Annotated in this window: 31 protein-coding genes and 1 tRNA gene; 21 read left to right on the forward strand and 11 right to left on the reverse strand. The window is 71.3% G+C overall.

From position 1 onward, the window contains the following. Nucleotides 1–42: 42 nt before the first annotated feature. Together FV227_RS02645 and FV227_RS02650 are read left to right on the forward strand one after the other, a co-directional pair. Nucleotides 43–756 (forward strand): pyrimidine 5'-nucleotidase, encoded by a 714-nt coding sequence (locus FV227_RS02645; protein ID WP_246686410.1) that lies wholly within the window; start codon nt 43–45, stop codon nt 754–756. Beyond that, nucleotides 753–1157 carry a metallopeptidase family protein gene (locus FV227_RS02650; RefSeq protein ID WP_147727767.1) on the forward strand — a complete coding sequence of 135 codons (405 nt, stop codon included), beginning with the start codon at nt 753–755 and terminating at the stop codon, nt 1155–1157. Before FV227_RS02645 ends, FV227_RS02650 begins: the two co-directional genes overlap by 4 nt. Nucleotides 1158–1161: 4 nt before the next feature. Here FV227_RS02650 and FV227_RS02655 read toward each other — a convergent pair whose 3' ends face one another. The 4 genes from FV227_RS02655 to FV227_RS02670 all read right to left on the reverse strand — a co-directional run bounded on the left by FV227_RS02655 (nt 1162) and on the right by FV227_RS02670 (nt 4864). Further along, nucleotides 1162–2406, reverse strand: coding sequence for a peptide ABC transporter permease (locus tag FV227_RS02655; protein WP_147842045.1), 1245 nt, complete (start codon nt 2404–2406; stop codon nt 1162–1164). A 136-nt stretch (nt 2407–2542) separates the two neighbouring features. Next, nucleotides 2543–3067, reverse strand: coding sequence for a DUF2937 family protein (locus FV227_RS02660; protein ID WP_147858226.1), 525 nt, complete (start codon nt 3065–3067; stop codon nt 2543–2545). A 71-nt stretch (nt 3068–3138) separates the two neighbouring features. Continuing rightward, the gene (locus tag FV227_RS02665) at nt 3139–4140 is read right to left on the reverse strand and encodes a WD40 repeat domain-containing protein (RefSeq protein ID WP_147728007.1); all 1002 of its coding nucleotides are present in this window, start codon (nt 4138–4140) and stop codon (nt 3139–3141) included. Nucleotides 4141–4189: 49 nt separating this feature from the next. Then, nucleotides 4190–4864 carry a YoaK family protein gene (locus FV227_RS02670; protein WP_147858227.1) on the reverse strand — a complete coding sequence of 225 codons (675 nt, stop codon included), beginning with the start codon at nt 4862–4864 and terminating at the stop codon, nt 4190–4192. Between the two features lie 207 nt (nt 4865–5071). Here FV227_RS02670 and FV227_RS02675 point away from each other — a divergent pair, with 207 nt between their 5' ends. Next, complete coding sequence (locus tag FV227_RS02675) at nt 5072–5497, forward strand: response regulator (protein WP_147728008.1); 426 nt, start codon at nt 5072–5074, stop codon at nt 5495–5497. 39 nt (nt 5498–5536) lie between these two features. Further along, nucleotides 5537–5902, forward strand: coding sequence for a photosystem reaction center subunit H (locus FV227_RS02680; protein ID WP_147728009.1), 366 nt, complete (start codon nt 5537–5539; stop codon nt 5900–5902). Between the two features lie 53 nt (nt 5903–5955). Here FV227_RS02680 and FV227_RS02685 read toward each other — a convergent pair whose 3' ends face one another. Further along, the gene (locus tag FV227_RS02685; protein ID WP_147728010.1) at nt 5956–6312 is read right to left on the reverse strand and encodes a hypothetical protein; all 357 of its coding nucleotides are present in this window, start codon (nt 6310–6312) and stop codon (nt 5956–5958) included. Between the two features lie 4 nt (nt 6313–6316). Continuing rightward, complete coding sequence (locus FV227_RS02690; protein ID WP_147844422.1) at nt 6317–6544, reverse strand: hypothetical protein; 228 nt, start codon at nt 6542–6544, stop codon at nt 6317–6319. A gap of 56 nt (nt 6545–6600) precedes the next feature. On the opposite strand from FV227_RS02690, the gene FV227_RS28795 reads away from it, so the two are divergent. Then, a complete protein-coding gene (locus FV227_RS28795) occupies nt 6601–6744 on the forward strand; it encodes a hypothetical protein (RefSeq protein WP_187274659.1) in 144 nt (47 codons plus the stop codon). Between the two features lie 4 nt (nt 6745–6748). Here the strand turns inward: FV227_RS28795 and FV227_RS02695 are convergent, their stop codons facing one another. Then, nucleotides 6749–8191, reverse strand: coding sequence for a protein adenylyltransferase SelO (locus FV227_RS02695; protein ID WP_246686411.1), 1443 nt, complete (start codon nt 8189–8191; stop codon nt 6749–6751). A gap of 215 nt (nt 8192–8406) precedes the next feature. Between FV227_RS02695 and FV227_RS02700 the strand changes: the two genes are divergently transcribed. From FV227_RS02700 to FV227_RS29630, 6 genes are all read left to right on the forward strand, one after another. Next, a tRNA-Met gene (locus FV227_RS02700) sits at nt 8407–8483 on the forward strand. A 155-nt stretch (nt 8484–8638) separates the two neighbouring features. Continuing rightward, nucleotides 8639–9394, forward strand: coding sequence for a CDP-diacylglycerol diphosphatase (locus FV227_RS02705; protein ID WP_147858228.1), 756 nt, complete (start codon nt 8639–8641; stop codon nt 9392–9394). A gap of 219 nt (nt 9395–9613) precedes the next feature. After that, nucleotides 9614–9850: a hypothetical protein gene (locus FV227_RS02710; protein WP_147726758.1), complete on the forward strand. Its 237-nt coding sequence runs from the start codon at nt 9614–9616 to the stop codon at nt 9848–9850. A 97-nt stretch (nt 9851–9947) separates the two neighbouring features. After that, entirely contained in the window at nt 9948–10193 is a 246-nt protein-coding gene (locus FV227_RS02715; RefSeq protein ID WP_187274660.1) for a hypothetical protein, read from the forward strand. A 949-nt stretch (nt 10194–11142) separates the two neighbouring features. Next, the gene (locus FV227_RS02720; protein WP_147858229.1) at nt 11143–12390 is read left to right on the forward strand and encodes a nucleotide disphospho-sugar-binding domain-containing protein; all 1248 of its coding nucleotides are present in this window, start codon (nt 11143–11145) and stop codon (nt 12388–12390) included. Between the two features lie 231 nt (nt 12391–12621). Next, the gene (locus FV227_RS29630) at nt 12622–13041 is read left to right on the forward strand and encodes a hypothetical protein (RefSeq protein WP_243949321.1); all 420 of its coding nucleotides are present in this window, start codon (nt 12622–12624) and stop codon (nt 13039–13041) included. 49 nt (nt 13042–13090) lie between these two features. Here FV227_RS29630 and FV227_RS02730 read toward each other — a convergent pair whose 3' ends face one another. Further along, nucleotides 13091–13336, reverse strand: coding sequence for a hypothetical protein (locus FV227_RS02730; protein ID WP_147726754.1), 246 nt, complete (start codon nt 13334–13336; stop codon nt 13091–13093). Nucleotides 13337–13982: 646 nt separating this feature from the next. Here FV227_RS02730 and FV227_RS02735 point away from each other — a divergent pair. The 3 genes from FV227_RS02735 to FV227_RS28800 all read left to right on the forward strand — a co-directional run bounded on the left by FV227_RS02735 (nt 13983) and on the right by FV227_RS28800 (nt 14853). Beyond that, on the forward strand, nt 13983–14291 hold the full coding sequence (locus tag FV227_RS02735) for a DUF1488 family protein (RefSeq protein WP_147726752.1): 309 nt from the start codon (nt 13983–13985) through the stop codon (nt 14289–14291). Between the two features lie 145 nt (nt 14292–14436). Continuing rightward, nucleotides 14437–14670, forward strand: a complete 234-nt coding sequence (locus FV227_RS02740; RefSeq protein ID WP_147726750.1) for a hypothetical protein — start codon at nt 14437–14439, stop codon at nt 14668–14670. 12 nt (nt 14671–14682) lie between these two features. Continuing rightward, the gene (locus FV227_RS28800; RefSeq protein WP_187274663.1) at nt 14683–14853 is read left to right on the forward strand and encodes a hypothetical protein; all 171 of its coding nucleotides are present in this window, start codon (nt 14683–14685) and stop codon (nt 14851–14853) included. 188 nt (nt 14854–15041) lie between these two features. On the opposite strand, the gene FV227_RS02745 is transcribed toward FV227_RS28800, so the two are convergent. Further along, nucleotides 15042–15419: a DUF4440 domain-containing protein gene (locus tag FV227_RS02745; protein ID WP_147726748.1), complete on the reverse strand. Its 378-nt coding sequence runs from the start codon at nt 15417–15419 to the stop codon at nt 15042–15044. Nucleotides 15420–15830: 411 nt separating this feature from the next. Between FV227_RS02745 and FV227_RS02750 the strand changes: the two genes are divergently transcribed. Then, on the forward strand, nt 15831–16073 hold the full coding sequence (locus FV227_RS02750; protein WP_147726746.1) for a hypothetical protein: 243 nt from the start codon (nt 15831–15833) through the stop codon (nt 16071–16073). 73 nt (nt 16074–16146) lie between these two features. Here FV227_RS02750 and FV227_RS02755 read toward each other — a convergent pair whose 3' ends face one another. Together FV227_RS02755 and FV227_RS02760 are read right to left on the reverse strand one after the other, a co-directional pair. Next, the gene (locus FV227_RS02755; RefSeq protein WP_147858230.1) at nt 16147–17418 is read right to left on the reverse strand and encodes a hypothetical protein; all 1272 of its coding nucleotides are present in this window, start codon (nt 17416–17418) and stop codon (nt 16147–16149) included. 232 nt (nt 17419–17650) lie between these two features. Then, nucleotides 17651–17950, reverse strand: a complete 300-nt coding sequence (locus FV227_RS02760) for a hypothetical protein (RefSeq protein ID WP_147726742.1) — start codon at nt 17948–17950, stop codon at nt 17651–17653. 298 nt (nt 17951–18248) lie between these two features. On the opposite strand from FV227_RS02760, the gene FV227_RS02765 reads away from it, so the two are divergent. The 6 genes from FV227_RS02765 (at nt 18249) to FV227_RS02790 (ending at nt 24055) form a co-directional block, all read left to right on the forward strand. Continuing rightward, nucleotides 18249–19040, forward strand: coding sequence for a DUF3108 domain-containing protein (locus FV227_RS02765; RefSeq protein ID WP_246686412.1), 792 nt, complete (start codon nt 18249–18251; stop codon nt 19038–19040). 130 nt (nt 19041–19170) lie between these two features. Next, on the forward strand, nt 19171–19560 hold the full coding sequence (locus FV227_RS02770) for a hypothetical protein (protein ID WP_210246690.1): 390 nt from the start codon (nt 19171–19173) through the stop codon (nt 19558–19560). 235 nt (nt 19561–19795) lie between these two features. Beyond that, entirely contained in the window at nt 19796–19999 is a 204-nt protein-coding gene (locus FV227_RS02775) for a hypothetical protein (RefSeq protein WP_147726737.1), read from the forward strand. 160 nt (nt 20000–20159) lie between these two features. Continuing rightward, a complete protein-coding gene (locus FV227_RS02780; RefSeq protein ID WP_147726735.1) occupies nt 20160–20354 on the forward strand; it encodes a hypothetical protein in 195 nt (64 codons plus the stop codon). A 345-nt stretch (nt 20355–20699) separates the two neighbouring features. Continuing rightward, nucleotides 20700–20990 carry a hypothetical protein gene (locus FV227_RS02785; protein WP_147726733.1) on the forward strand — a complete coding sequence of 97 codons (291 nt, stop codon included), beginning with the start codon at nt 20700–20702 and terminating at the stop codon, nt 20988–20990. A gap of 146 nt (nt 20991–21136) precedes the next feature. Further along, the gene (locus FV227_RS02790; RefSeq protein WP_147858232.1) at nt 21137–24055 is read left to right on the forward strand and encodes a bifunctional [glutamine synthetase] adenylyltransferase/[glutamine synthetase]-adenylyl-L-tyrosine phosphorylase; all 2919 of its coding nucleotides are present in this window, start codon (nt 21137–21139) and stop codon (nt 24053–24055) included. Nucleotides 24056–24179: the final 124 nt, after the last annotated feature.

A 24179-nucleotide genomic window follows, 5' to 3' on the forward strand; every position in this document is an offset into this window, starting at 1 on the left:
AGACCGGACATCTCGAACAGAACCATACCCGGCGAGAGCCACGTGACGGCCCCGGATGCGCGCGGCTTCGAGGCCGTCGACACCTGGGTGTTCGACCTCGACAACACCCTTTACCCGAGCGACGCCATGGTGTGGCCGCAGGTGGACGAGCGCATCACGCTGTTCGTGATGCAGCTCTACGGCCTCGACGGGCTCTCGGCGCGTGCGCTGCAGAAGTATTTCTACCACCGCTACGGCACGACGCTGAAGGCGCTGATGGTCGAGGAGAACGTCGACCCGCACGCCTTCCTCGACTTCGCCCACGACATCGACCACGCGACGATCCGGCTCGACCCGGCTCTGGGCGACGCGATCGAGCGGCTGCCCGGGCGCAAGCTGATCCTCACGAACGGCTCCCGCAGGCACGCCGAGAACGTCGCGAAGAGCCTCGGCATCCTCGACCATTTCGAGGACGTGTTCGACATCGCCGCCGCCGACTTCGTGCCCAAGCCCGAGCGCGCGACCTACGAGCGTTTCCTCGCGCAGCATGCGGTCGACCCGACGCGGGCGGCCCTGTTCGAGGACATCGCCCGCAACCTCGCGGTGCCCCACCAGATGGGGATGGCCACCGTCCTGGTGGTTCCGGCCGCGATCGACCCCTACCGCGAGGCGTTCGAGCAGGAGGCGGTGCGGGAGGTGCATATCGACCACATCACCAACGACCTCGCCGGCTTCCTGCGCAGCTGCGTCCTCCCGGTGGCGAAGGACGCCGCGTGAGCCTCGCCGCCGCCAAGGCGCCGAGCCTCGCCGAGATCGAGGATCTGGCCCAGGCGGCCTTCGCCGCGCTGCCGGCGGAATTCCGGGCTCTGGCGAAGGACGTCCGCATCGTCGTCGACGATTTTCCCGACGACGATACGCTGACCGAAATGGCGTGCGACTCGGAGTTCGACCTGCTCGGCCTGTTCCGCGGCATCGGGCTGGCCCAGGCGGGCGAGACCGTGACGGGCCAGATGCCGAACACGGTCTGGCTCTATCGCCGGCCGCTGCTGGATTACTGGGCCGAGCACGACGAGACGCTCGGCCACCTCGTCGCCCACGTCCTGATCCACGAGATCGGCCACCATGTCGGGCTCTCGGACGCCGACATGGCCGGCATCGAGGCGGCGGCCGACCTCTGACCCGTCAGGCGCGCGGCGGCTCGCCCGGCGTCGGCAGCTTAAGGCGGCTGACCTTCGGGCGCCGCGTGCGGAACTGGCCGCGCTCGATCGCGACGAAGACCAGGATGGTGATGGCGAGCGTCGTCAGCCACCACACCACCGTGAGCCCGACGCCGATGCAGGCGATGGTGAAGGCGGCGGCGAAGCCCGCCATCGCCCCGGGAACCAGCAGCGGCACGTCGCGGCCCGCCCGGCGGATCGAGGCGTAGAGGGCGAAGGCGGCGGCGAGCGCCCCGACGACGCCGAGCTCGTACCACATGGCGAACAGCGCCGTGCTCGGGGCGTTCACCGGGATCAACCCGAAGACCCGGCCGCGCAGCGCCGTCTCGAAGCCGTGGCCGGTGATCAGCCGGACCGGCTCGGTGGTCACGATCCGCTGCCAGCTCTTCAGCGTCAGCACGCCGGGGCTGAGCGGCCCGAACAGGGCGGCGCCGATCGGTCGCGCCAGGAACGGCAGCAGCGGCGCCACGGCGAGCAGGCCGGCGGCCAGGCCCGCGGTGAGGCCGACGCCGAGGCGCGGCCGGAAGCTCGTCACGGCGAAGGCGAGGGCGCCGATCGCCAGGGCCGCGATCTGCCCGACGTTCGGGGAGACCGCCAGCGCCACGGCGACCACCACGGCGAGGCCCAGCGCCTCGCGGTCGCGCCGGCGCGAGCGCAGCCACGCCACCGAGGGCCAGAGCAGCAAGGCCAGGAGGGTGAGGCCGCGATCGAGCGCGTTGTCGTCGTCGGGCACGCCGCGCATCAGGGTGTCGCCGAACAGGCCGAGCACGATGGCGACGATCGCCGCCGCGGTGACGCCGAGCGGCAGCAGGTAGAGGTTGGCCGAGCGCATCCGGTCCGGCAGCGCCATGTAGCCGGCGAGCGTCAGCAGGATCGTCGCGACGAGGTTGGCGAAGCGCTCGGAGGCGGCGCCGGGGAACGGCGTCCAGACCAGCGACAGCGCCATCCACACCAGCACGAGCAGGCCGGCGAGGAAGGCCGGCGCGCGCAGCAGCCGGGCGCTGCCCGACAGCAGCGGGCGCTGGCGCCCGTCGATGGCGCTGGCGATGATCAGCAGCGCGACCGCGATCGGGGCGAGGATCACCGTGGCGCGGCGCGCCACCTGCGCCACCACCGGCACGATCACGAACAGCCCGAAGAACCCGACGCGGCGCAGGAGCGCGGCCGCATCGAGCGCCGGGTCGATCGTCTGGGTGGATGGGCGCGCCATGGTGCGACTCGAAACCAGCGTGACGGCGACGTGCCCGGGAAACCCGGCCTCGCCCGTCCTTGCCTTCCCGCTTAAGCAAGCCGCGCGCTAGGGGCTGTAGACGCCCGGCCACACAGGGGCGCCGACGTCGCCCGCCTCAGGCGGTCGTGACCTCCGTCTGCGGCCGGCGGCGGACCACGCGGCGACCGACGTCGGACAGCACGCGCCAGCCGCCCCAGGCGGCGAGGAACCCGAGCAGCCCGGCCACCACCCCGTCCGTCGTGGTCGGCAGCGCCGGTTCGTAATCCTGGTAGGTGGCGCGGGCGAGCGGCACGTCCGGGTCGCGGATCACGGCGGCGAGCCGCCCGAGCGGGCTCATGGCCGAGGCCAGCGCCTGCTGCTGCGCCGAAAGCCGGGCGAGCCGCTCGATGTCGTAGCGCGCCGCCTCGCCCCGCCGCGCGATCAGGGTGTCGGGGTTGGTGCGAAGCCGGTCGACCGCCCCGTCGCGGGTGTTGCCGGTGGCCTTGGCGTCGGAATCGAGCGTCGCGATCTCGCGCTTCAGCTCGTCGAGGGCGCCGCCGAGGCGCTGGGCGTATTGCTGGGCGAATTCGGGGCCCTGCGCCGCCAGCCCGCCGCCGAGGAGGCCGAGCGCCAGACCGAGGGTGCGGAAGACACGAAACACGGCATCGCCTCGTCGAAATGGTCGTTGCAGAAGAGCACGGCGACGGCGGCAGTTCCAGAACCCGGTCGGATTCAGGCCGGCAGGGTCAGCAGGCCCGCCGCGCCGTCGACGCATCCGAAGGCCAGCCGCCCGCCCTTCGCGTCCCAGGCGAGCGCCGAGATCGCGCTGCCCTTCACCGCCGGGCGGACCAGCAGCTCCGAGGCGTCGGTGAAGCGCACGAGCAGGATGCAGCCGTCCTCGTAGCCCATCGCCAGCACCAGGGCCTTGGGGTGGAACGCGACGCGCGAGACGCGGGCCGGGCGCACCCCGCACTCCCGCGGGGCCTTGCCGGTCGGGCCCTCCTTCGAATCGAACGGCCAGACGATCGCGGCCTCCGCGCCGCTGGTGGCGAGCCAGTGCCCGTCCGACGACCACGACACCGAGCGCACCTTGGCCGGGTAGCCGGACATCCGCATGTGGCCGCGGTCCGGCTGCAGGCGCCAGCCGTGCAGCGCGTTCTCCTGCATGGTCGAGACGACGAAGCGCCCGTCGGGCGACCACGTCACGTCGATGTGCGAGCCCTTCCACTCGACCATCTCGGCCGGGGTCTCGTGGTTCGGGTACCAGAGCGAGACGCCGTTGTAGTGCGACGCCGCGAGCCGGTAGCCCTTCGGGGCGAAGGCGAGGCCGCGGGCGGTGGAGGGGGCGGTGAGGGTCCGCTCGCGCCCCTTGGCGTCGCGGGCGACCACGCTGCGCCCGGCGGCGTAGGCGACCGACCCGTCGGGGTGCAGCGCCAGCGCATCGATCCAGGCGCCGCCCTTGGCGGTGGCGACCTCGGACAGGGTGCCGTCGGCCCCGATCGCCACGACGCGCCCGTCGTCGCCGCCGGTGACGAGGCGGTTAGCATCGCCGGCGGCAGCGAGGATGCCGGCCTCGGGATGGGCGGCGAGGCGGCTCGAGGTGCCGTCGCGGCTCAGGACGATCGTGCCGTCGCCGAGCGCCAGCAGCAGCGCGTCCTTCACGAAGTGCGCGGCGACGACGTGGGCGCCCGCCTCGATCGGCGCGACGTGGGTGGTCAGCGAGGTGTTGCTCATCGGGCGACTCGATCGGAACGAAGGCGGACAGGACGGGTGCGGAACGGGATCAGGCGGCGGGCGGCTCGGGCATCATCGCGCGGTGGCGGAGCGCGAAGATCGCGGCGACCAGCGCGAGAACGCCCGATATCGCCGCCGGGATCACCAGGGCATAGAGGTCGAGGCGGGCATAGGCCACGGCGCCGGCGAGGGCGCCGACTAGGAGGGCGGCCCAGACCGCCCCGTCCCCGACCCAGCCGAAGGGCGGCCCGGTGCGGGTGAGCGCCTGCGCGATCTTCTGCCCGAGGCTGAACAGCGCCCCGGTGACGAAGGTGGTGCCGGCGCGAAACCCCTTCACCTGCGCCAGCACGGCGTTCTGCGAGCCCATCGCCACCGCCATGAAGAACGAGGCGATGCCGAGCTCCGGGATCGCGAGGCCGACGCCGAGGGCGGCCAGGATCAGCAAGGCCTCGTAGCCGAGCACCGCCGGCGTCGCCCAGGGGAAGGGGACCAGGATCGACAGCCCGCTGCCAAGGACCGCGCCGGCGAGGAACCCGCCGATCAGGACCGCCGGCAGCACCACGTGCGCGAAGTCGGCGTGCCCGAGGAAGACCGAGAGCTGCGTGGTGTTGCCGCTCATAAACGAGGTGTAGAGGCCGCCGAGGCGCACGAAGCCGAGGGCGTCGACGTATCCAGCGAGCGCCGTCAGCACGAGGCCGGTGCCGAGCTGCCAGGACCGGCTCACGAAACCCGATCCGGTGCGCGTTCCGTCAACACTCGGTTAACCATTCCCAGCGCCTCGTCCAGGGGCGGGCGGGCAGGGTTAAGGCTTCGCTCACCAAACCTCGGCAATTCGATGCAATCACGGCGAACGCCGGAGCACAGGGCCCCGTTGGTCTTGCGATCCGGCTGCGGGACCTTCGTTCCGCGCCGGGTGAGTTGGAGTTGCGTCATGATGTCCTTCGCCTGCGCCGCCATCGGCCTGCCGAGCTACCTCGACCGCGCGCCCACCACCGTCCTGGTGGTGGAGGACGAGCCGTTCGTCTGCGAACTGGCGGCGGAGGCGCTGCTCGACGAGGGCTACCGCGTCCTGACCGCCGCGGATGCCTGGGAAGCCGAGGCGATCCTCGCCCGGGAGACCGTCGATCTGCTCTTCACCGATATCGATCTCGCCCGCAACACGAACGGGATCACGCTGGCGCGGGCCGCCCGGGCGCATTGCCCCTCGCTCCCGGTGGTCTACACCTCCGGCGGCCGCGCCTGCCTCTCGCAGGGCGAGGCCGTCCCCGAATCGATCTTCGTGCCGAAACCCTATCGACCGAGCCAGCTGGTCGCGCTCACGAACGACATCCTGCGCAGCCACGCCCACCACGCCTGATCCCGATCCCTCGACGCACGACGCCCGGAACCCTGACGCATGCGCCTCGCTCACGCCGCCCTCCTGATGCTCGCCGCCGGCCTCGCCACGCCGGTCGAAGCCGCCTGCGACGTGAAGGGCGCCAAGATCGAGGAGACGATCGCCCGGAAGAGCGAGCTGCAGGAAGCCGCCAACAAGCAGACGGTGCGCGACCTGCGCACGCTGCGCGACGCGGCGATCGTGCTCGAAACCTATTCCTACGTCACCGAGTGCGAGCGCGTTCTGGAGATCGTGAAGACCCTGGCCGCCGACCCAGAAAAGACGATCGAGAAGGGCGACACCGACGAGGAGAAGGCCGAGGACCTGCAGGAGGCGCGCAAGCCCAAGCCCGCCTTGGAGCCGGCCGCGCCGGCCAAGCCCAAATGACTAAGCCCAAATGATCACGCCCACATGATGGGGAAGCCCGGGTCGGTCCGCCTCTACCAGCCGAACCGCGCGATCCGGGCGAGCTGCGCCTTGCCGGCGGCCTCGTCCCGGCCGAGGAGCGCGACCCGCTCGGACAAGCCGTAGGCGGTCGGCGAGAACGGCAGCGACAGCAGCACGACGCCCTCGGTCCGCGATCGGTTCACCGAGGCGATCAGGCAGGCGATCACGGGATCGTCCTCGGGCGCGCCGACGCAGTCGGCCCGCGGGCTGCCGAACAGCGGCCGGTTCGGCAGCGTCAGCTGGATCGTGGTGCCGCCGCGCCGGTCGGGGGCCGGCGGCAGGCTGTAGCTGCGCACGAACAGGGCCGGGACCAGCACCAGCAGCGCCAGGACGACGAGAGCCTTGCGCATGGCCTCAGCCCGGCTCGTCGAAGCGGCTGCGGAAGAACACCTCGCGCCCGGCGCCGTCGATCACCCGGACCGCCTCCGCCGGCCCGCCCGAACGCTGCGGGACGCGGGCGCGGGCGAACAGGCGCAAGGCGCGTTCCTGCGCGCCCTCGAGCCCGGCGCTGCGCACCGAGATCCGCGTCTGGACGTCGCCCGGCTCGGGGCCGAGGACTTCGATGTGAAAGGTCTCGCGCACCGCCGTGCCTCTGCCCTAACTCGGACGCATCGTCCACCGTCGCGAGACCTTAGCCCGTGAGCCCACTCAAGATCGCCGCCGCGGTCGCCGTCTGCGCCCTGCTGTTCTGGCTCGGCCTGCGCATCACCCGTGTGATGGTCGACCTCGGCATCCGCGCCGGGCATGCCGAGGCGCGCCGGCGCGAGGAGGAGGAGCGCTGAGCCCCTATCCGACGGGCAGCGGCGCAGTGCCGTAGGCCTCCGCCATGCGCGCGATCGCCGCGAGCTTGTCCGAGAGCACCGACCAGTCGTCGGACGACGCGATCGGCGCCCAGAGCGCCTCGACCTCGTCGATCAGCAGCGTGCACGGCCGCGCCTGCGCGAAGTAGGGGTGGGCGAGGTTCGCCCCGGCGGCCGGCGCCATGCCCTGCAGCGCCGCGCGCACCGGCGCGAAGCTCTCGCCGGCATAGAGCGCGGCGGACGGGCTCGCCGCGGCACGGTCCGCGCTGGCCGTGCCGCCGTACCAGTCGAAGAACGTCTGCTCGAACGGGGCGCCGCTCTCGGCTAGGAAGCGCCAGAACGCCCCGACCAGGCGATCGGTCTCGTCTTGGCCCGCCTTGGCGAGCCCGAGCCGCGCGAGCAACGCGTCCGCGAACCCCTCCTGCAGGGCCGGGCCGAAGCCCTTGAGGACGGCTTCGAGATCCGCCTGCGGCGCCAGCGTCAGCAGGCAATCCGCCAGCCGGGCGAGGTTCCAGTACAGCGCCTCCGGCTGCCGGCCGAAGCTGTAGAGCTCTTGCGTGTCGAAGTAGGCCGCGGTGAAGTTCGGGTCGTAGGCCGGCAGCCAGCGCCACGGGCCGTAATCGAAGCTCTCGCCGGTGACGTTGATGTTGTCGGTGTTGAGCACGCCGTGGACGAAGCCGGCCGCCGCCCATTGCGCGCCCATCCGGGCGACGCGCCGCGTGACCTCACCGAGGAACGCGACGGCCCGCTCGGCCACCGACTCGCGCCAGAGATCGGGCATGTGGGTGGCGATCGTGTGATCGAGCAGCCGCGCGACGTTGCCCGGCTCGTCGAGCGCCAGGAAGCGCTGGAAGCTGCCGATGCGGATGTGGCCGTGGCTCAGGCGCACCAGCACGGCCGAGCGGGTGGGGGAGGGCTCGTCGCCGCGCTCCAAAGCCTCGCCGGTCTCGATCAGGCTGAAGCTCTTGGAGGTGTTCACGCCCTGCGCTTCGAGGAGCGCGGTGGCCAGCACCTCGCGCACGCCCCCCTTCAAGGTCAGGCGCCCGTCGCCGGCCCGCGACCACGGCGTCGTGCCGCTGCCCTTGGTGGCGAGATCGAGCAGGCGCCCGTCGCGTAGGTCGTGCAGCTGCGCAAAGAGGAAGCCGCGCCCGTCGCCGAGATCGGGGTTGTACGAGCGGAACTGATGGCCGTGATAGCGCAGGGCCAGCGGCGCCGGGAACGAGCCGGGCAGCGGCTCGAACCGGCCGAACCGCGCGATCCACTCGGCGTCCGACAGCCCGTCGAGGCCGACGCGCGCGGCCCAGGGCTGGTTGCGGACGCGCAGGATGGTCTCGGGAAAGCGCGCGGCCTCGACCACGTCGAAGAAGTCGCCGCCGAGGTCGGCATGGCGGCGGGAGGGCCGCGCCGCGTGGGATGGGAGGTCTGACAAGGAAACGGCCCTCGCTGGGTTCCGGCATTCGAACGACACGCAGTGCGATAAGCCGCCCCGGCCCGATCCGTTGCGGCCCGGCGGAAGCGACGCAAACCGGTCCCGAAAAAACCCGGGCTCCATCCCGAAACAGGGCGTTGACACCGCAAGCCGCCGTTCCCTATACCGCCGATCTCCGAACCGGCCGCCTGCCCGAGCAGACGGCCGCGGGCTGGGGCGGGGTAGCTCAGCTGGTTAGAGCAGAGGAATCATAATCCTCGTGTCGGGGGTTCGAGTCCCTCTCCCGCTACCATTTCTTCAACCCGCCCAGTCTCGACGTGGCGGGTTTTTTCATGCCCGCAGGGCACTCCGAAGCCGTGCTGCAAAGCGCGATCGCCGATGCGACGCGGCGGGGGTGATCGCGGCCGCCTCGGGCGGACGGCGCGTCGGGGATCCGGGAGGGACGTCATGCGCTGGATCGTGCCGACCGCGATCGTTCTCGCCGCGCTTCCGGCGGCCGCCTGCGCCGCCGGCGATCCGAGCCGGGACGTGCTCTGGGCGGCGCTGAAGACCTGCGTCCTCGCCAAGAGGCTCGCCGACCGGACCTTTCCCTGCCTCGACGTCGATCTCGGCGACAAGGACCGGCCTGGAACGGCGGTGCTGCGCGCGCCGGGCGAGCCGACCCACGTCGTCGTGATGCCGACGGACACGGTCGCCGGGCTCGAGGCGCCGGTGCTGCGCGGGGCGCGGGGGATCGCCTACTGGCGCGCCGCCCTCGCGGCCCGGCGCTTCGCATCCGCCCCGCTGAAGGGCCGCGTGCCGGTGGAGGAGGTCGGCCTCGCGGTTAACTCGGCCCGGGGCCGAAGCCAGGACCAGCTCCACATCCATCTCGACTGCATCAAGCCGCGGGTGCTGGCCGCCCTGCGGACGCACGGCCACGGCATCCGCGCCACCTGGGCACCGTTCCCGGTTCCCCTCGCGGGCGACCGCTACCTCGCCCTGCGGGTGACGGCTGCCGAGGCGGAGCGCTTCAACCCGTTCGCGGCGCTCGTCCGCCTGCCGGGGCGTTGGGACCTGCGGCAGACCAGCCTCGCGGCGGTCGCGACCCCGGCCGCCGATCTGGATCCCGGCTACTACGTGCTGGCCTACCGGGCGCCGCGGGCGAGCGCCGAGGATTTGATGGATCACACCTGCGGGGCGGCTACCGGAGCCGCGACGCCGTAGGCCGCGTGCCGCCGGCGTCGACGGTCATCCACAGGTCGCTCCGTGCCGTCGAGCCGAACCGGATCGGGGCCGACGAGGCGAAGCGTCATCACGCGCGAGCGCCTTCGCGCGACAACCGGTTGCCTCGACAAGGCGATGCCGGCGCTTATCCTTCACCGATGCGCTTTCCCAAAGCCAGCCGTCACCACGTCCAAGGCGGCCTGCCGCGCGATCGTCCGGATGCCTGAGACGTCGGACCGATCGCCGCGCTGCGTCCACTACGTCGGCTTCAAGGACGATCGCTACTGGAACGCCGTCCGGATCTTCGGCGGTCCCCGGGTGATCCACCGCCGCTGGGATTGGTTCGCGGTCCACGATGTCGGGCCCGACGACGTGGTCGTGTTCGCCGAGGGCGATGCCAGCCAGCCGATGGCGGCGTGGAACGCGACCGACATCGACGAACGCTGGCTCACCTGAGCCGCCGGCCCGCCGTACGCCGGACCATGATCGGGCTGCGGCACTCGAGGCAGCGCGAGCGTGCGAACCGAACCCGGATGGCGACCGTTGATGCGCCATGACCGATCCGACATCCGCCCCAGCGTCCGACGCGATCATCGACGCCCGCCGCCGCGAGATGGCGGTCGAGCACCTGCTGTTCGGCACGATCCGCTTCGTCGCGCAGCGCCATCCGGAGCTCCTCGACGAGCTCGACGGCAGCCTCGACCACCTGTGGGACAAGGCCCACGGCGAGGCCCGCGACGACGAGGCGGTGCGCGAGATCGCGCGGCGCTTCATCAAGAGCCTGCACGCCGAGAGCTAGCAGCCGCACGGCCACCCGCGACCTCTCGGGTTCGATGTCCCACAGGGCCGCCTTCGAGGCGGGCGGTGCCGCAGGCGGCCGGCACCGCCAGCCGCGGACCGATGCGGCCGGTGGAGAACGCATCCTCGCGCAACGGCCGCTGTTCATGCCGGTGCCGTCGGCCTCGGCGCGTGGGCGGCGCCTTCGCATAGCCCGCCGAGGTCCGGCCCCAGCAAGCGCGAGGACCGAAACCCGCACTTAATTTTTGCTTTGGGAGTGCCGGCGCGTCCGCCAGCCGACCGGCACCTTGCAGCGCGGGTGCAGCGCGAAACTTCAGGACGTGCGGCACCGCGCAGGCGCCGTGGATCGCGTCGATCAGGTCGATCGCAACAACCCGCCTCTGCAGGTCGAGCGCCGTGTCGAGAAGCGGCCCGAACGCGCCCGCGCCGACCTTACCGACCCGGACGTCGATCCGACCGAACGGCCGCAAGGGGCTCGGCTGCGATGGCCGCCACCGCCTCGGGACCGGTCGCGTCGGTTGGGGTCGCGACCACCTCGTCGTTGCCGACCCGGAACTCACGACCGCGTGGCATCGGGCCCACCGATACGGTGCGCGGCCGGAACGACGCAGCCCGCGCGCGCCATGAACGCCCCAGCGGCCGCATGGGCGATACCGCTCGATGCGCCGGTCAGGACGACGGTCACCATTGGAGTTCGGACATGCTCGCGCTCCGTCGCGACGTGCTTCGCGAGGCGAGCAGGTCCGGGTTCGCGTCCTGCGCGCGACCCTTACGACATAGGCGTTTGCCGGGTTGGGGTGCCACGGCCCGATCGTGCAGGCGAGAAGAAGCTTGACCGCGGCAACTAGTACGAACACATTATACTAGGAAATCCAGCCTATGACTTATGTCATATGTGCATTCTTAAGTTTGTTGGAGTCAAAGTCCGGAATTTATCGTAATAGAGCGCAATGCAGGTGCATCTCGTTACGCTCGGCTCACACGGCGACGTTCTGCCGTTCCTTGCGCTCGCCTCCGCCCTCAAGCGGCGCGGTCATGCCGTCGCCCTGGCGGCGCCGGCGCCGTTCGGCGGGCTGGCGAAGCGGGCCGGGGTCGATTTCCACGCTCTCGGCACGCAGGCGGATTACGAGCGCACCATCCGGCACCCGGATCTCTGGCATCCGCGGCGCGGGGTCGCACCGCTTCTGCAGACCCTGTCCTCGGCGACCGAGCCGGTGTTCGACTGGCTGCGCACACGGTGGTCGGCCGAGGGCGGTGTCGTCGTGGCGTCGCCCAACAGCCTCGGCGCCCGCGTCGCGCAGGACAAGCTCGGCCTGCCCCTGGTGACGCTCCACGTCGCGCCGTTCCTGATCGAGAGCCGCCGCGACGCCCCCGTTCTTCCGGGCCTGCCGCTGGCGCACCTCCTGCCGTCGCGCACGCGGCATTGGCTCGGGCGGGGCGGGGATCGCTACGTCGTCGACCCGGCGGTGCTGCCCGGCCTGAACGCGTTTCGGGCGACCCTCGGCCTGCCGCCGGTCCGCCGGCTGCGCCACTGGTGGAACAGCCCGACGCGGATGGTGCTCACCTGCCCGGACTGGTTCGCCGAGCCGCAGCCCGATTGGCCCGAGCAGGCCGTGCAGGTCGGCTTTCCGCTCTCGGATCGCTTCGGTGACCGGGACGGGCTCGACCCGGAGGTGGCGGCTTTCCTCGACGCGGGCGCGCCGCCCATCGCCTTCACCTACGGCTCGGGAATGCGCCAGGGTCGGGCGTTCTTCCGCACCGCGACCGCCCTGTGCCGGCGCATGGGCCGCCGCGGCATCCTGCTGGCGCCGCAGGCCGATCAGGTCTCCGACACCCTGCCGCCGGAGATCCGGCACGTGGCCTACGCGCCGTTCAGCGCGCTGCTGCCGCACTGTGCCGCCCTGGTCCATCACGGCGGCATCGGCACCGTGGCGCAGGCGCTCACCGCCGGCATCCCGCAGCTCGTCGTTCCGGTGGCGTTCGATCACTTCGACGAAGCCGCCCGCCTGAGGAAGCTCGGCGTGGGGGCGACGCTGAGCCGTCGCCGGTTCACGCCGTCACGCGGCGCGCGCGTCATGGATCGGCTCCTGACCTCCCCGACCGTGGCGCACGCCTGCCGCGAGGCCGCGCAGCGAGTCGCGCACGAAGACGGGCTCGGCGCGACCTGCGATGCCGTCGAGCAGGCGATGGCGGCGTGAGCCCCGGCATGACCACGAAACGTCGGTCGCACCCGGTGACGGGCGACGGCCCGGCCGATTGAGCGGTCGCGACCGTCGGGTTGGCCGCCTGAGTGAGGTCAGGCTCGCGACCGCGACCTCCGCGGCACCTGACCACAGGCTCCGAACCGGGTGGCGAACGGACGGTTGGCCTCGCGACCATGGGTGGCATGGGCGGGCCTGCCCGGCATGTCGCGACGAAGGAGGTTCCGGGTGCCGTTTTCACCGAACAAGGCGATCTGCGTTCTCGGCTGCGTCGCCTGCCTACTGGGGCCGGCATGGCCTGCCGCGGCGCAGAGCACGGGCTACGTCACCGGCTTTCCGGGCAAGGATCCGGCCGGCGACGACGAGATCGGGTGGGGGCCGGCCTACAGGCCGGAGACGAGCTTCTCGCAACCCGGCACGCCGCCGACGCCCGGCGATTTCGCGGGCGCGGCCTATCGGGCGCGCACGGGCCGCGGGCCCTACGACGACGTGCAGAACGTCCGTAGCATGCGGCAGGTCCGTACAGAGCCCAGCGAGCGGTTCGCGACGGCATCGCAGCGCATCGTCCGCGCGCGTCGGATCGGCAAGCGGTCAGCGGCCGCACACGGTCACGTCCGGCACCGGGCGGCACGGCAGGCGATCCGATGAAGGGGCCCTTTCGCGTCGACCGCGACGCGTCTTCCGCGCGAGGGCGACGCTACAGGAAGTCGATCTTCCGGGCGAAATAGTCGCTGTGCGGATTGACGCCCATCGGCTCGGACGAGACGAAGGGCCGGGCCGCCTGGAACACGATCATCGCCATGATGGCCGCCATCGACCCACCGACCGGTGCCGATACGATGGCCAGGACCGGCGAGTATTTCCAGAGCAGCAGAGTCGTGATCGCGAGCCCGACGGCCGACGCCAGCACGATCCGAAAGATGCAGCATTCCGACGGTTGCATGCTTGCCTCCCAACCTGGGCACGTAAATCATAGGTTGTTAACATTGCCAAACATTCAATCGTGCCGTGTGTGCGTACTCATCCGCAAGGCATGACCGTGGCTTACCGCGTGCAGGCTGCGGCCTCGCGGTTTTTCGGAAGGCTGTTGCACCCCGGTCACGCTGGATCACGGCGGGCAACGATCCGCCGGCAGCGTCTCCTGCAATCATCCTGGCACCGACCTTGCTCCGGATGGTGCACCGCGACGTGTTGCGACGCAGCGTGCGCACCGGCACGTCACGGCCGAGGTCGGATCGCCATCTCTGGATCGACGCAGATCGCGGTGCGGCTGCACCGCCGGCGGATCGCTTCGCCACAACCGGTAAGGATGCCAAGCATGAAACTGAAGCTGTTCAGCTACGCGATGATCGGGGCCTTCGCTTTCGGCCTCGTTGCGACCGTCATCGGGACGGCCAGCGTGATTGTCGGCTTCTGACCGAAGGACTTGGGGCGCGATTCGAGGCGTGCGCGAGGGGACCGGGTCCCGCCGCGCGCGTCCCATGCTGGATCGGACCCACGCATTCAGGGCCCTGGTTCGGCGGTGATCGAACGCTAGGTGCGTGTGCCTGAGCGACGGCGATCCGCCGGCGCGAGCCGGATACCGTCCCATGGCCCTGGAAAAGCATTCCGATCAGGATGCGCACCTTTCCGCCACCGATCCGAACATCGTGGTCTTCGCAATGATCGAGGGTGGGCGGGTGATCCACGTCGAGATCCCGGTTGACGTGATGCATGCCGAGTTCGGCGCGACCAAGCTCGGGCCGGTCGACTTCTTCGAGTCGCATCGTGCCGTGATCGAGGGAACCGCGAAGCAGATCTATGAGCGCCTGTCCGAGCCGAGCGACCGCGTTCGGATCGGTGCTGCGGATTTTGCCGCGCCGGGCTCGCGGGCCAATGCGGCGGATGAGGTGACCTGACCGAGGACGACCCGTCGAGGCTCCCCGGCTCGGACGCGATCGGCACCGCGGATCATGCCGCCGGCGCCGCTCGGAACATCGCGACGCGCTTGCGAGAACCGCGACCGATCGCAGGACGTTGCTCTTCCGAACCGGAGAGTCCCCCATGCCCTATCAGGTCGCCAACACCGAAGATCTCGCGAACACCACCTACGACGCCGGCCGTCCCGCCGACGCTGGGGAAACGCGTGATGCGCCAGCCGCCCGGAAGCTGGAGGAAGGCCTGACCGACGCGACCAGTTCCGAGCCGCTCCCGGTGCCGGGAGAGGATGCCGAGGTCGGCTTGGCCCAGAAGGGCACCGGCGAGGCCGCGGTCGTCCGCCGCGAAACCGAGATCTGAAGGACCGCCCGCATGACCGCCGACACAACCGACACCCAGGCCCAGCGGATGCCGCAGGGAAAACCGAAGCCGGACGGCGCGGCGATCACGCCCCAGGACACCGTCACCGGGGAGACCAAGCCGGGCGCGGGCCCGATGGACCGGCCGGGAACGGAGGCCGAGGATAAGGCTCGGCGTCCGTAGGCCGCCAGGCGCGGCTGGACCCGACGACGCGAACTCGCAACCTGTCCCGAACGCGGATCGGCGCGAGCCGCTGGGTTCGCCATGCCATAGGGTTCGATCGGCGAAGCGACGCCGCCACGCGGTCGCGTCGAGGCCGCGAGGCCTCCGGCAGCGTGACGGCATCGGCGCTCTCGGCGAGACGGACCCGATCAGCCGGTCTTCTCGACGGCGCTCGGCAGGACGAGCGGCGGCGTCTGCTGGTGCTGGATCACGCGCCAGACCTCGTGCGACACGCGTCGATAGGTCGAGGTGCAGTTCGCCTGATACGCCTCGTCGTCGCGCGCGGCCTCGACGTGGTAGGCGACCACGATGATGCCCTCCTGCGGCCGGGCGATCTGGCCCTTCGAGAACGCGAGCTCGGTCCATCGCGGCGTATGAGCGACGGCCTCGATCGCCTGGGTGCCGCTGAGCACGAAGGGCGGGTGCGGCAGCACCATGAGGCATTCCTCGTCGACGAGCTCGCGATAATGGTCGGGACTGCCGTCCCAGAGGCTCTTCTCGAAAGACCAGACACGGTCGTCGTCCATGGCATTCACCTCAAGCAGCGGGAAGTCCCTCGGAGAAGTGCGGTCGCACCGCTTCGTTCCGTCGTGCCGCGACCCTGCGAGCGGGTCGACCGCTTGAGGCTCGGGTCTTCCGAAACCGTAAAACAGTATCGTCGACGCGCCCGAACGTGCTTGGCCCGACGTCGCGCAACGATCTTCGGAGAGGGCCATTCCGGCTGGGCGACGTCCCGCACTGTGCTTCGGAAGCCTTGTCGGACCGCGGCCGAATTCTGACGCCGGGCCGGCCGCCGCAGTCGCTTTCCGGTCGTCCGAAGCTCCGATGTCTAAATTCGGCACATCATCGACGGCATCGCTCTTGCCGAAACTTGGTGCGTTCGCCATTTCTTGTCTCACTCACGGACAAGCGGGGGCCCGCGATCCGGGATCGAAACGATGTCCTCATCAACGACGGAACGGCTCCTCGATGTCGGCGGCCCCTTGAGCCGCCGATCGACGGTCATCGCCAACGTGCGCTGGTTCCGAAAGCTCGCCGCGCGCGCGCTTCGCGACGGCGCGCCGAATGCGGAGGTGCGGGCGGCCAACGCCCGAGCCGCCGCGCGCATCCTGATCCGTCAGGGGAAGCGCGAAGCGCTGGTCGACCGCATGATCCGTGAGACGCAAGGGGCCGACGTTTAGGCCTTCCGCACCGATCCACGCCCTTCGCGAACAGTCCGCCGGCGCGCCGCATCCACGCACCGGCGGCCGACGGTCAGTGCCCGGCCGGCGCCGGCTGACCCGGCTGGAGCCAGGTCTTCAGCGCGTCGAGCCAGCCGGCAGGCAGCACGACCCAGCTCGGCAGGGCGGGCAGGACGTTGGCGGCCGAGCCGTTCCAGCGGCCGGCGAGGGTCTGGCGGCTTTCCGCATCCATCTCGCGGATCTTCATGTCGAGGATCTTCTCCTGGATCGGCAGCGTCTGCATCTGCGCCTGAGCCGACTGGGCGTTCTTCATCGCCACGAAGGTCAGGTCGATCGCCTTCTGGATCTCGGGGTTGTCAAAGGTCAGACCCTCGGCGTAGCCGAGCGTCGTCACCGTGATCCCCATCGGCTCGTAGACGCGCCGGACCTCCTTCTCGACGGCCTCGATGATCGCGGCCTTGCCGTGGATCGCCTCGTCGGTGGTGCGGCGGCCGAACTCCTTGGCCATCGCCGCCTGGACGAGGCGGTGGACGTTCTCGTCGACCACCTCGGCCAGCGACTTGCCCTGGATCACGCTCGCGAAGTTCACCTGCGGGTCGCTCGCGTTGCCGCCGGTGGCACGCGCGCCGAACCAGTAGACGAACTTGCTCGCATCCTCCTCCTTCACGAAGGCCGAGACGACGACGCCGGTGCGCAGGGTCACCGATTCCGCGGTCTCGAAGCGGATGCCCTGGTCCTTGGCCGAGGTGCCGCGATCGGTCGAGCTCACCCATTCGCGCGAGACCGGCGACCGGTCGACGAGCATCAGCCGCGCGGCGGGCACGTAGTAGTCGTAGGCCCAGCCGGGATTGCGGATCAGCGTGTGCGGGATCTGGACCCGCTTCATCGCGACCTTGCGCTCGTTCAGGAACTGCTCGGACATGAAGGCCGCCTGGCCGGACTTCGATTCGCCGACCTCGGGGATGAGGAAGGCGGTCTGGTTCGGCAGGACCTCGACGAATTCCGGGTAGTCGCGGGTGTCGTAGTAGGCCTGCGCCGGCTCGGGCTGCGCCTCGACCAGCAAGCCCGCGACCGCGAGCCCGGCATATCCGGCCCCGCGCCGTCCGACGCACCAGATCGCGGCGATCAGGGCCAGGGACAGGATTGCCGCGAACGGGCCGGCGCCGTTCAGGGCCGTCGCGGCCCAGGCGGTCTCGGCCGCCGGCCAGTCGGCATCCTGGAACTGGCGGGCCGCGATGCGCCCGGCCTCCGCGGCGCCGAGCCGGTCGCCCGGCCCTGCACGCAGGACGAAGACATCCGTGCCGACGACGAGCGTCGTCAACGCGATACGAAGCGTGGTGCTCATGGATGGGGGTCTGCAGCGAGACGTGAGATGCCCCAGATGGCCTGGGGCCGTCACCGTGGGCGGAGGGCACGCCGGAGTCTCGCCGGGGCCGCGTCGCGCGGTGCTCGCCGACCGGGATGGCGGCGAACGACGGTGATCATCGCGCCGCGTCGTGTGCGCCGCAACACCAAAGCGACAGGCGGTGCGTGCGGCGCGGACAACGAAGCCATGCGACCCTTGCAGGTCGCCGGCCTCACCGACCGAGGGACGGGCCGCCGGCCGCACCGCCGGTGCCGGGCGGTCCGCTGGTCGGCGTCCCGCCGATGTTCACGCTCGGGGTGGTACCGGGCACGGACGAGTTGCTCGGGTTGGCCTCGTTGCCGCGGGTGATCGGGCTCGGGCCGAGGTCGCGCGCTCCGCCGCCAACACCGCCGGTGCCGGGAGGGGCGGTGACGCCGGTATTGCCGGCGCCGCCCGTGACGATCTGCGCCGAGGCGGGACCGCTTAGGAGAACTCCGAGCGCGGAGGCGAGTGCGATCGTCGAGCGTGTCATCGGGCCGTCCATTTTATGAGAGGTCGCACGGCAACGGACGGAAGCAGGCGCGGTTCATCCGAAACCCGGGGGATTCGGCAGGTCGACCACCTGCCTAGCCTCGGCGGCATCGCTGCGAGGTCGCTCAAGTCGCTCTTCGATGGCTGGCACCGCTTCTCGACCGGTCGACGGGGTTGCCCTAGGCTTCGGCGACACGAGGATGTCCGGCATGCGAGGGCACGGGGTGAGGAGCGTGCGTTTCCCGAAGCGATCACGTCCGTCGGCCCCGCCGTCGACGTTCTCTGCGGTGCTCGTGGCGATGGTCGCCCTCGTGCCGGCGGCGTCCGCGGCGCCGCGCGGGGACGGATCTCGGCACGTCGTCGTGAAGTACGGCCTCAGCTTCCTCAATCTCGGCGTCGGCACCGCGGATCTCACGGCCGACCTCACCCCCGAGCGCTACGCGATCGGCCTCACCGGGCGCCTCACCGGTCTCGCCGGCTGGTTCTTCCAGGGCGACGGCACGGCGCGGTCGAGCGGGCGCCTGTCGCCGGCCGGGGCGGTGCCGAGCACCTTTCGGATCGACAGCCGCTACGGCACCGCACCGGTGCGCGTGCTGGTGACGTTCGATGCCGGCACCGTCCGCAAGGCGGAGGTCGAGCCCGAGCCGCAGCCGAAACCCGATCGCGTCCCGGTCACCGCCGCCGACACGACCAACGTCACCGATCCGATCGGCATGCTGGCGGTGCAGGTCGGCCCCGGCCCGCTGGTCCCCGCCATGTGCGATCGGCGCATCCCGGTCTTCGACGGCGCCGCCCGCGCCGACATCGCGCTGTCGCGCGGCACGGTGGTCCAGGTCACCGCCGGGCCCTACTGCGGGCCCGCGCTCGAGTGCCGGATCCGCTGGATCCCGGTGGCGGGCCACCGCGCCAAGGGCTCGTCAGTGCGCCGGATGTCGGAGAACGACGACATGCGCGTGCGCCTGGCCCCGATCACGGAAGCCGGGCTGCTGCTGCCGCTCTCGATCGCCGTCGGCACCGGCTGGGGCACGGCGCGCATCGAGGCGACGAGCTGGAATGCCGCGCCGGCCAAACCCGCCCACGCGGATCCATGAGGCCGGCTCGGGGCTTTCGGCATCGCGGCCCATGTTCGGACCTGGCGCCCCATGCGTCGGACGAAGGCCGCAGGAGGACGATGCGATGCGACGCCCACCCTTTGCGATCCGATCGCTCGCGGCCCTGGCGATGATCGTCCTCCCGGTCGCGGGCATGCCCCGCGCCCAGGCTCAGACCGTCGCGGCGCCGCCGTCCGGCTCCGCGGCGGCGACGCCCGACAACGCGATCCTGCTCACGGTCTTCCTGAAGCACGACCAGTCGCGGCCGCTGGCCGAGCTGAACGCGCAGCTCACCCGGCAGGGGTTCTACAAGGCCTTCCCGCCGCCCGGCATCGAGGTGGTGTCGTGGAACGTCGTGATGGGCATCGGCCAGGTCATCGTCCTGTGCCTGCCGGCGAACCGGATCCGCGAGATCAACCGCGTGCTGGAGGATACCGCCTGGGGCGCCTACCGGACCGAGTTCTACCCGACCTACGATTACAGGGCCGTCGGCCTCGGCGAGCACGAGAAGGCGCAGTAGGCCGCACCGATGACGACCGGTCAGGCCCGGCTTCGGCTCGGGCCACGGCGTTGAAGGCCGCTTTCGCGAGCGTGGTCGCAGACGTCTCGCGCTCCCCGCGGGCGTCCCGCGCCGATGCCCGCCGGCGGCATCGGCGCGGCGGACACGTCGCGCGGCGGATCGCACGATGCGGCATCTCGAGCCGATGTTTTAGACCGGACTTGGTCTGGCTCCCTGTCCGTGGCATAATCGGCGCATGAGCGATACATCAACGAACATCCATCCGTACTCCCTGGAGATCATTCCCCCGAAGGCCGACGGCGGCTCGTATCAGTGGGCCATCCGCAAGAATGGCAAGCTGACCCAGCGCTCCGACCGGAGCCTGCCGAGCGAGGCGAAGGCCCGCGAGAGCGGCCTCGGCCAGATCGAGAAGCTGCTGTCGGGCGTCGGCGACCGCTAAGGCCCGCGACCCTTCGATTTGCGAGACAGGAACGGCGCGGCCCCCCAGGGTCCGCGCCGTTCCGCTTTCCGGGCGTCGTCGTCGCCGCATCCCCGGGCCGGACGACAGGGTTCGACCGCAGGACGGTTGCCATGTCCGCCCCGGCGCCAATGTAAGGCTCATGCTCGAAACGAACCGCCAAGCCCAGACCATCGTCGCCAAGCCGGACGCGCCGCCGACCCTGGACGCGCTGACGCGCCAGCGCCTCGGGCGCCATCTCCAGGCGCTCTACGAGCCGGTGATCGACGAAGCGCTCGATCCACGCCTGGCCGAATTGATGCGGCAGCTCGACGACGATCGACAGGGCGGTTCCTGACGCCGCGTTCCGAAGCGGGGGGAACGCTGCGCTCCGTCATCGGTACGGAACGTCCGACGCTTGCATGGTGCGTCGCAACGCACTATTGGTGCGTTGCGGGATAGCGATGGCGTCGCAGTCCTGCTGCCCATCTTGGGCGTTTCCTCCCTAGACTTCGGGCCGCTCCTTTCGGGGCGGCCTTTTTTCTGTCCGGGCCGTCGCGTCGACCGGGGACGACACGTCCTGGCAAGCGCGCTGATGCGCGATCCGGCGGACGGCGTTATCCTCGTCCGGCCGAAGCTGCGACCCGAACCTCGGTCCGACGGAGCGGATGCCCGGCCCCACCGCGTGCGAGGGACTCGACGCATGAGCAACGTGATTCGTCCCACCTTCGGCCGCCAGCCGCATCCCGTCGACGCGGAGTCCGACGAGGCGGCCTATCAGCCGCTTCGGGTCTACGGCGAGGCCGCCGGCCACGTCGTCGCCCTGGTCGAGGATCCCGACGCGCCGGCCGGCGCCGTGCTCAAGGTCGTGGTCGGGCCGCTTTCGGGAAACATCGTCGAGGCCGTCGCGGTCCTGCCCCGGACGGAAGCCGGCGAGATCGATGCCGAGCTCGTCGGCATGGCGGTGCTGCGCACCCTCGCGCTGATGGATTAGGGCGTCGGCCCGGGAAAGCCGCCGTTGCCGGTGCGCCGAGACGCGGCAACCGCATCCCCAAAGGCGCGGCGATCGGGTAGCGTGTCGCCCGATCGGAGGACCGCCCGGCAACCTCCCCCATCCCGGCCACGGACGGGTCGAACCCCATGCCAGCCCTCGGCCCGTTGCGCGACCGCCTCGGGGCGGCCCCGGCGCTCCACGATCCGAACACCGCCGCCGCCCGGCTCGGCGACGTCGAAGCCGCATTCCCGGCGGGGTTCCTCACGCCGCCCCTGCGGCCGCTGCTCCTCGGGATCGCCGACCATTCCCCGTTCCTGTGGCGGCTGATCGCGCAGGCGCCGGAGCGCTTCGCCGCCCTGGTCGAGAAGGCCCCGGAAGCGTCCGACGCGGCGATCACGGCGCGCCAGCGCGCCGCCGGGCGCGCGGGCGGCACGAAGCCGGACCTCGTCGCGATCGGGCGAGCGCTCCGGTGGAACCGGGCGGAGCATGCGCTGCTCGTCGCGCTGGCCGATCTCGGCGGGCTCTGGGACCTCCCGACGGTGACGAAGGCCCTGTCGGACTTCGCCGACGCGTCCGTCGGCGCCGCGGCCGACGCGCTCCTGCTCCAGGCGGCCGGGGCGGGGAAGCTGCATCCGCCCGACCCGGGCGACCCGCAGGCGGGTTCGGGACTCGTCGTCCTCGGCCTGGGCAAGCTCGGCGGGGGCGAGCTCAACTATTCCAGCGACATCGACCTGATCGTGTTCTTCGACGCCGCCCGCGCGCCGCTCGCCGACGGCGTCGAGGCGAAGCCCTTCTTCGCCAAGGTCGCGCAGGGCATCGCCAAGCTGTTGGAGGAGCGTACCGCCGAGGGCTACGTCCACCGGGTCGATTACCGGCTGCGGCCCGATCCCGGCTCGACCGCGGTGGCGCTCTCCACCGATTTCGCCTTCGACTACTATCAGTCGCTCGGCCAGAACTGGGAACGGGCCGCCTTCATCAAGGCTCGGCCGATCGCCGGCGATCGCGAGGCCGGCGCGCGCTTCCTGGCCGAGCTGAGGCCGTTCATCTGGCGCAAATACTTCGACTTCGCCGCCATCGCCGACATCCACGCGATGAAGCGCCAGATCCACGTGGTGCGCGGGCACGAGGCCCTCGCCGTCGGCGGCCACGACATCAAGCTCGGCCGCGGCGGCATTCGCGAGATCGAGTTCTTCGTCCAGACGCAGCAGCTGGTCTTCGGCGGGCGGCGCCCGGAGCTGCGCGGCAGCCGGACGGTGCCGATGCTGGGCCGCCTCACCGACGCCGGCTGGATCACCGAAGCCGCACGGGACGAATTGCACGCGGCCTACGCGTTCCTGCGCACAATCGAGCATCGCCTGCAGATGCGTCGCGACGAGCAGACGCAGCGCCTGCCGCTCGAGCCGGACGATCTCACCGCCTTCGCACGCTTCTGCGGCTTCGCCACGCGTGCGGCGTTCGAGGCGGCGCTCCTGCACCATGCCGGCCGTGTCCAGGCCCATTACGTGCTGCTGTTCGAGACCGCGCCGAGCCTCTCGGCCGAGGTCGGCGACCTCGTCTTCAGCGGCAGCGAGGACGATCCCGCGACGCTGGCCACGCTTTCGGCGCTCGGCTTCGCCGAGCCGGCGCGCACGATCGAGACCGTGCGCGGCTGGCATTTCGGCCGGCGCCCTGCGGTGCGCACCGCGCGCGCGCGCGCCGTCCTGACCGAGCTGCTGCCGAGCCTGCTCCAGGCGCTCGGCGGCACGGCGGAGCCGGACGCGGCGCTGAACACCCTCGACCACGCCTTCGGCCGGATGCCGGACGCGGCCGAGCTGCTGACGATCCTGCTCGCGCACGAACGCCTGCGCCTGCTGTTCGCCGACATCCTCGGCACCGCGCCGCGCCTCGCGGCGACCGTCGGGAGCGGCCCGCACGTGCTCGACGCGGTGCTCGATCCCGACTTCGTCCTGCCGACCACCGATGCGGGGGCGATCGCCGCGCAGTACCGGGCGCTGGTCGGCAGCCCGGGGGACCACGAGACCTTCCTCGACCGCAGCCGCGACGCGGCCCGGCAGCTGCGCTTCGTCACCGGAGCGCGGCTGCTCTCGGGCATCCTGTCGGCGGCCCAGGCCGGCGAGGCCTATTCCGGGATCGCCGAAGCCGCGGTCGCCGCCAGCCTCGCGGCGGTCGAGCGCGGGTTCGCGGCGGAATACGGCGCCGTGCCGAAGGGGCGCTGCGCGATCCTCGCCGTCGGCCGCCTCGGCTCGCGCCAGCTCACGGCGGATTCCGACCTCGACCTCATCGTCGTCTACGATTTCGCCCCCGAGGACCGCACCACCACGGGCCCGAAGGCGATCGACGCGGTGGTGGCCTACAATCGCCTCGCCCAGCGGCTCTACGCGGCGCTGACCGTCCAGACCCGGCGCGGCGGCCTCTACGCCGTCGACCTGCGCCTGCGGCCGGGCGGCGAGCACAGCCCGACCGCGGTGCAGGTGCGGGGCTTCGTCGCCTATCACCAGGACGAAGCCGAGATCTGGGAGCACATGGTGCTGACCCGGGCGCGCGTGATCGCGGGCGATGCCGGCCTCGGCGGCGAGATCGCGAAGCGCATCCGCGAGACCGTGGCGCGGCCGCGCGACGCGACCGCGGTGTGCGCGGCGGTGCGCGACATGCGCGGGCTGGTCGCCCGCGAGAAGGGCCATCGCGGGCCGCTCGACCTGAAGCTGGCGCCGGGCGCCCTGCTCGATCTCGAGTTCCTGGCCCAGGCCCTCGTGCTCGGCCACGCGCAGGCCGATCCCGATCTGGTCGGCGCCACCGCCGACGCGGTGCTGGAGCGGGCCGGCGCCCGCGGGATCCTGCCCATCGACACCGCAACCCGGCTCGCCGACGCCTATCGGCTGTTCGACACGGTGCATCATTGGCAGCGGCTGGTCGGCGCGGACGGGTCGGCGCCGTCGCGCGGCGCGCTGGCCCGCATGGCCACGGCGATGGGCGTCCCAAGTGCCGAGACCCTGGTCGCGCAGATTCAGGCCGAGCGGCGCGCGACGCGTAAGATCCTTCTCGCTCTTCGACGCCCGAAGCACTGACGTCGCCGCATCGTTCGACGCCGAACGACTTTGCCGAGCTTCAAGGCGGGTATCGTAGGTTGTGGAAATCTGCCACAACCTTGACCGCTCGGCATCACCACTGATGTCGCGCGGTCGGAGACCA

It is taken from the genome of Methylobacterium sp. WL119 (assembly GCF_008039875.1).
Lineage (GTDB): Bacteria > Pseudomonadota > Alphaproteobacteria > Rhizobiales > Beijerinckiaceae > Methylobacterium.

Bases quoted from the DNA above. Each gene is read 5' to 3' on its own strand.
- FV227_RS02765 (WP_246686412.1), top strand. From the start codon at position 18,249: ATGGTCGCCCTCGTGCCGGCGGCGTCCGCGGCGCCGCGCGGGGACGGA.
- FV227_RS02775 (WP_147726737.1), top strand. From the start codon at position 19,796: ATGAGCGATACATCAACGAACATCCATCCGTACTCCCTGGAGATCATT.
- FV227_RS02770 (WP_210246690.1), top strand. From the start codon at position 19,171: ATGATCGTCCTCCCGGTCGCGGGCATGCCCCGCGCCCAGGCTCAGACC.
- FV227_RS28800 (WP_187274663.1), top strand. From the start codon at position 14,683: ATGACCGCCGACACAACCGACACCCAGGCCCAGCGGATGCCGCAGGGA.
- FV227_RS02755 (WP_147858230.1), bottom strand. From the start codon at position 17,418: ATGAGCACCACGCTTCGTATCGCGTTGACGACGCTCGTCGTCGGCACG.
- FV227_RS02780 (WP_147726735.1), top strand. From the start codon at position 20,160: ATGCTCGAAACGAACCGCCAAGCCCAGACCATCGTCGCCAAGCCGGAC.
- FV227_RS02785 (WP_147726733.1), top strand. From the start codon at position 20,700: ATGAGCAACGTGATTCGTCCCACCTTCGGCCGCCAGCCGCATCCCGTC.
- FV227_RS02760 (WP_147726742.1), bottom strand. From the start codon at position 17,950: ATGACACGCTCGACGATCGCACTCGCCTCCGCGCTCGGAGTTCTCCTA.
- FV227_RS02745 (WP_147726748.1), bottom strand. From the start codon at position 15,419: ATGGACGACGACCGTGTCTGGTCTTTCGAGAAGAGCCTCTGGGACGGC.
- FV227_RS02735 (WP_147726752.1), top strand. From the start codon at position 13,983: ATGGCCCTGGAAAAGCATTCCGATCAGGATGCGCACCTTTCCGCCACC.
- FV227_RS02740 (WP_147726750.1), top strand. From the start codon at position 14,437: ATGCCCTATCAGGTCGCCAACACCGAAGATCTCGCGAACACCACCTAC.
- FV227_RS02715 (WP_187274660.1), top strand. From the start codon at position 9,948: ATGACCGATCCGACATCCGCCCCAGCGTCCGACGCGATCATCGACGCC.
- FV227_RS02665 (WP_147728007.1), bottom strand. From the start codon at position 4,140: ATGAGCAACACCTCGCTGACCACCCACGTCGCGCCGATCGAGGCGGGC.
- FV227_RS02750 (WP_147726746.1), top strand. From the start codon at position 15,831: ATGTCCTCATCAACGACGGAACGGCTCCTCGATGTCGGCGGCCCCTTG.
- FV227_RS02675 (WP_147728008.1), top strand. From the start codon at position 5,072: ATGATGTCCTTCGCCTGCGCCGCCATCGGCCTGCCGAGCTACCTCGAC.
- FV227_RS02680 (WP_147728009.1), top strand. From the start codon at position 5,537: ATGCGCCTCGCTCACGCCGCCCTCCTGATGCTCGCCGCCGGCCTCGCC.
- FV227_RS02655 (WP_147842045.1), bottom strand. From the start codon at position 2,406: ATGGCGCGCCCATCCACCCAGACGATCGACCCGGCGCTCGATGCGGCC.
- FV227_RS02720 (WP_147858229.1), top strand. From the start codon at position 11,143: ATGCAGGTGCATCTCGTTACGCTCGGCTCACACGGCGACGTTCTGCCG.
- FV227_RS02705 (WP_147858228.1), top strand. From the start codon at position 8,639: ATGCGCTGGATCGTGCCGACCGCGATCGTTCTCGCCGCGCTTCCGGCG.
- FV227_RS02710 (WP_147726758.1), top strand. From the start codon at position 9,614: ATGCCTGAGACGTCGGACCGATCGCCGCGCTGCGTCCACTACGTCGGC.
- FV227_RS02790 (WP_147858232.1), top strand. From the start codon at position 21,137: ATGCCAGCCCTCGGCCCGTTGCGCGACCGCCTCGGGGCGGCCCCGGCG.
- FV227_RS02730 (WP_147726754.1), bottom strand. From the start codon at position 13,336: ATGCAACCGTCGGAATGCTGCATCTTTCGGATCGTGCTGGCGTCGGCC.
- FV227_RS02685 (WP_147728010.1), bottom strand. From the start codon at position 6,312: ATGCGCAAGGCTCTCGTCGTCCTGGCGCTGCTGGTGCTGGTCCCGGCC.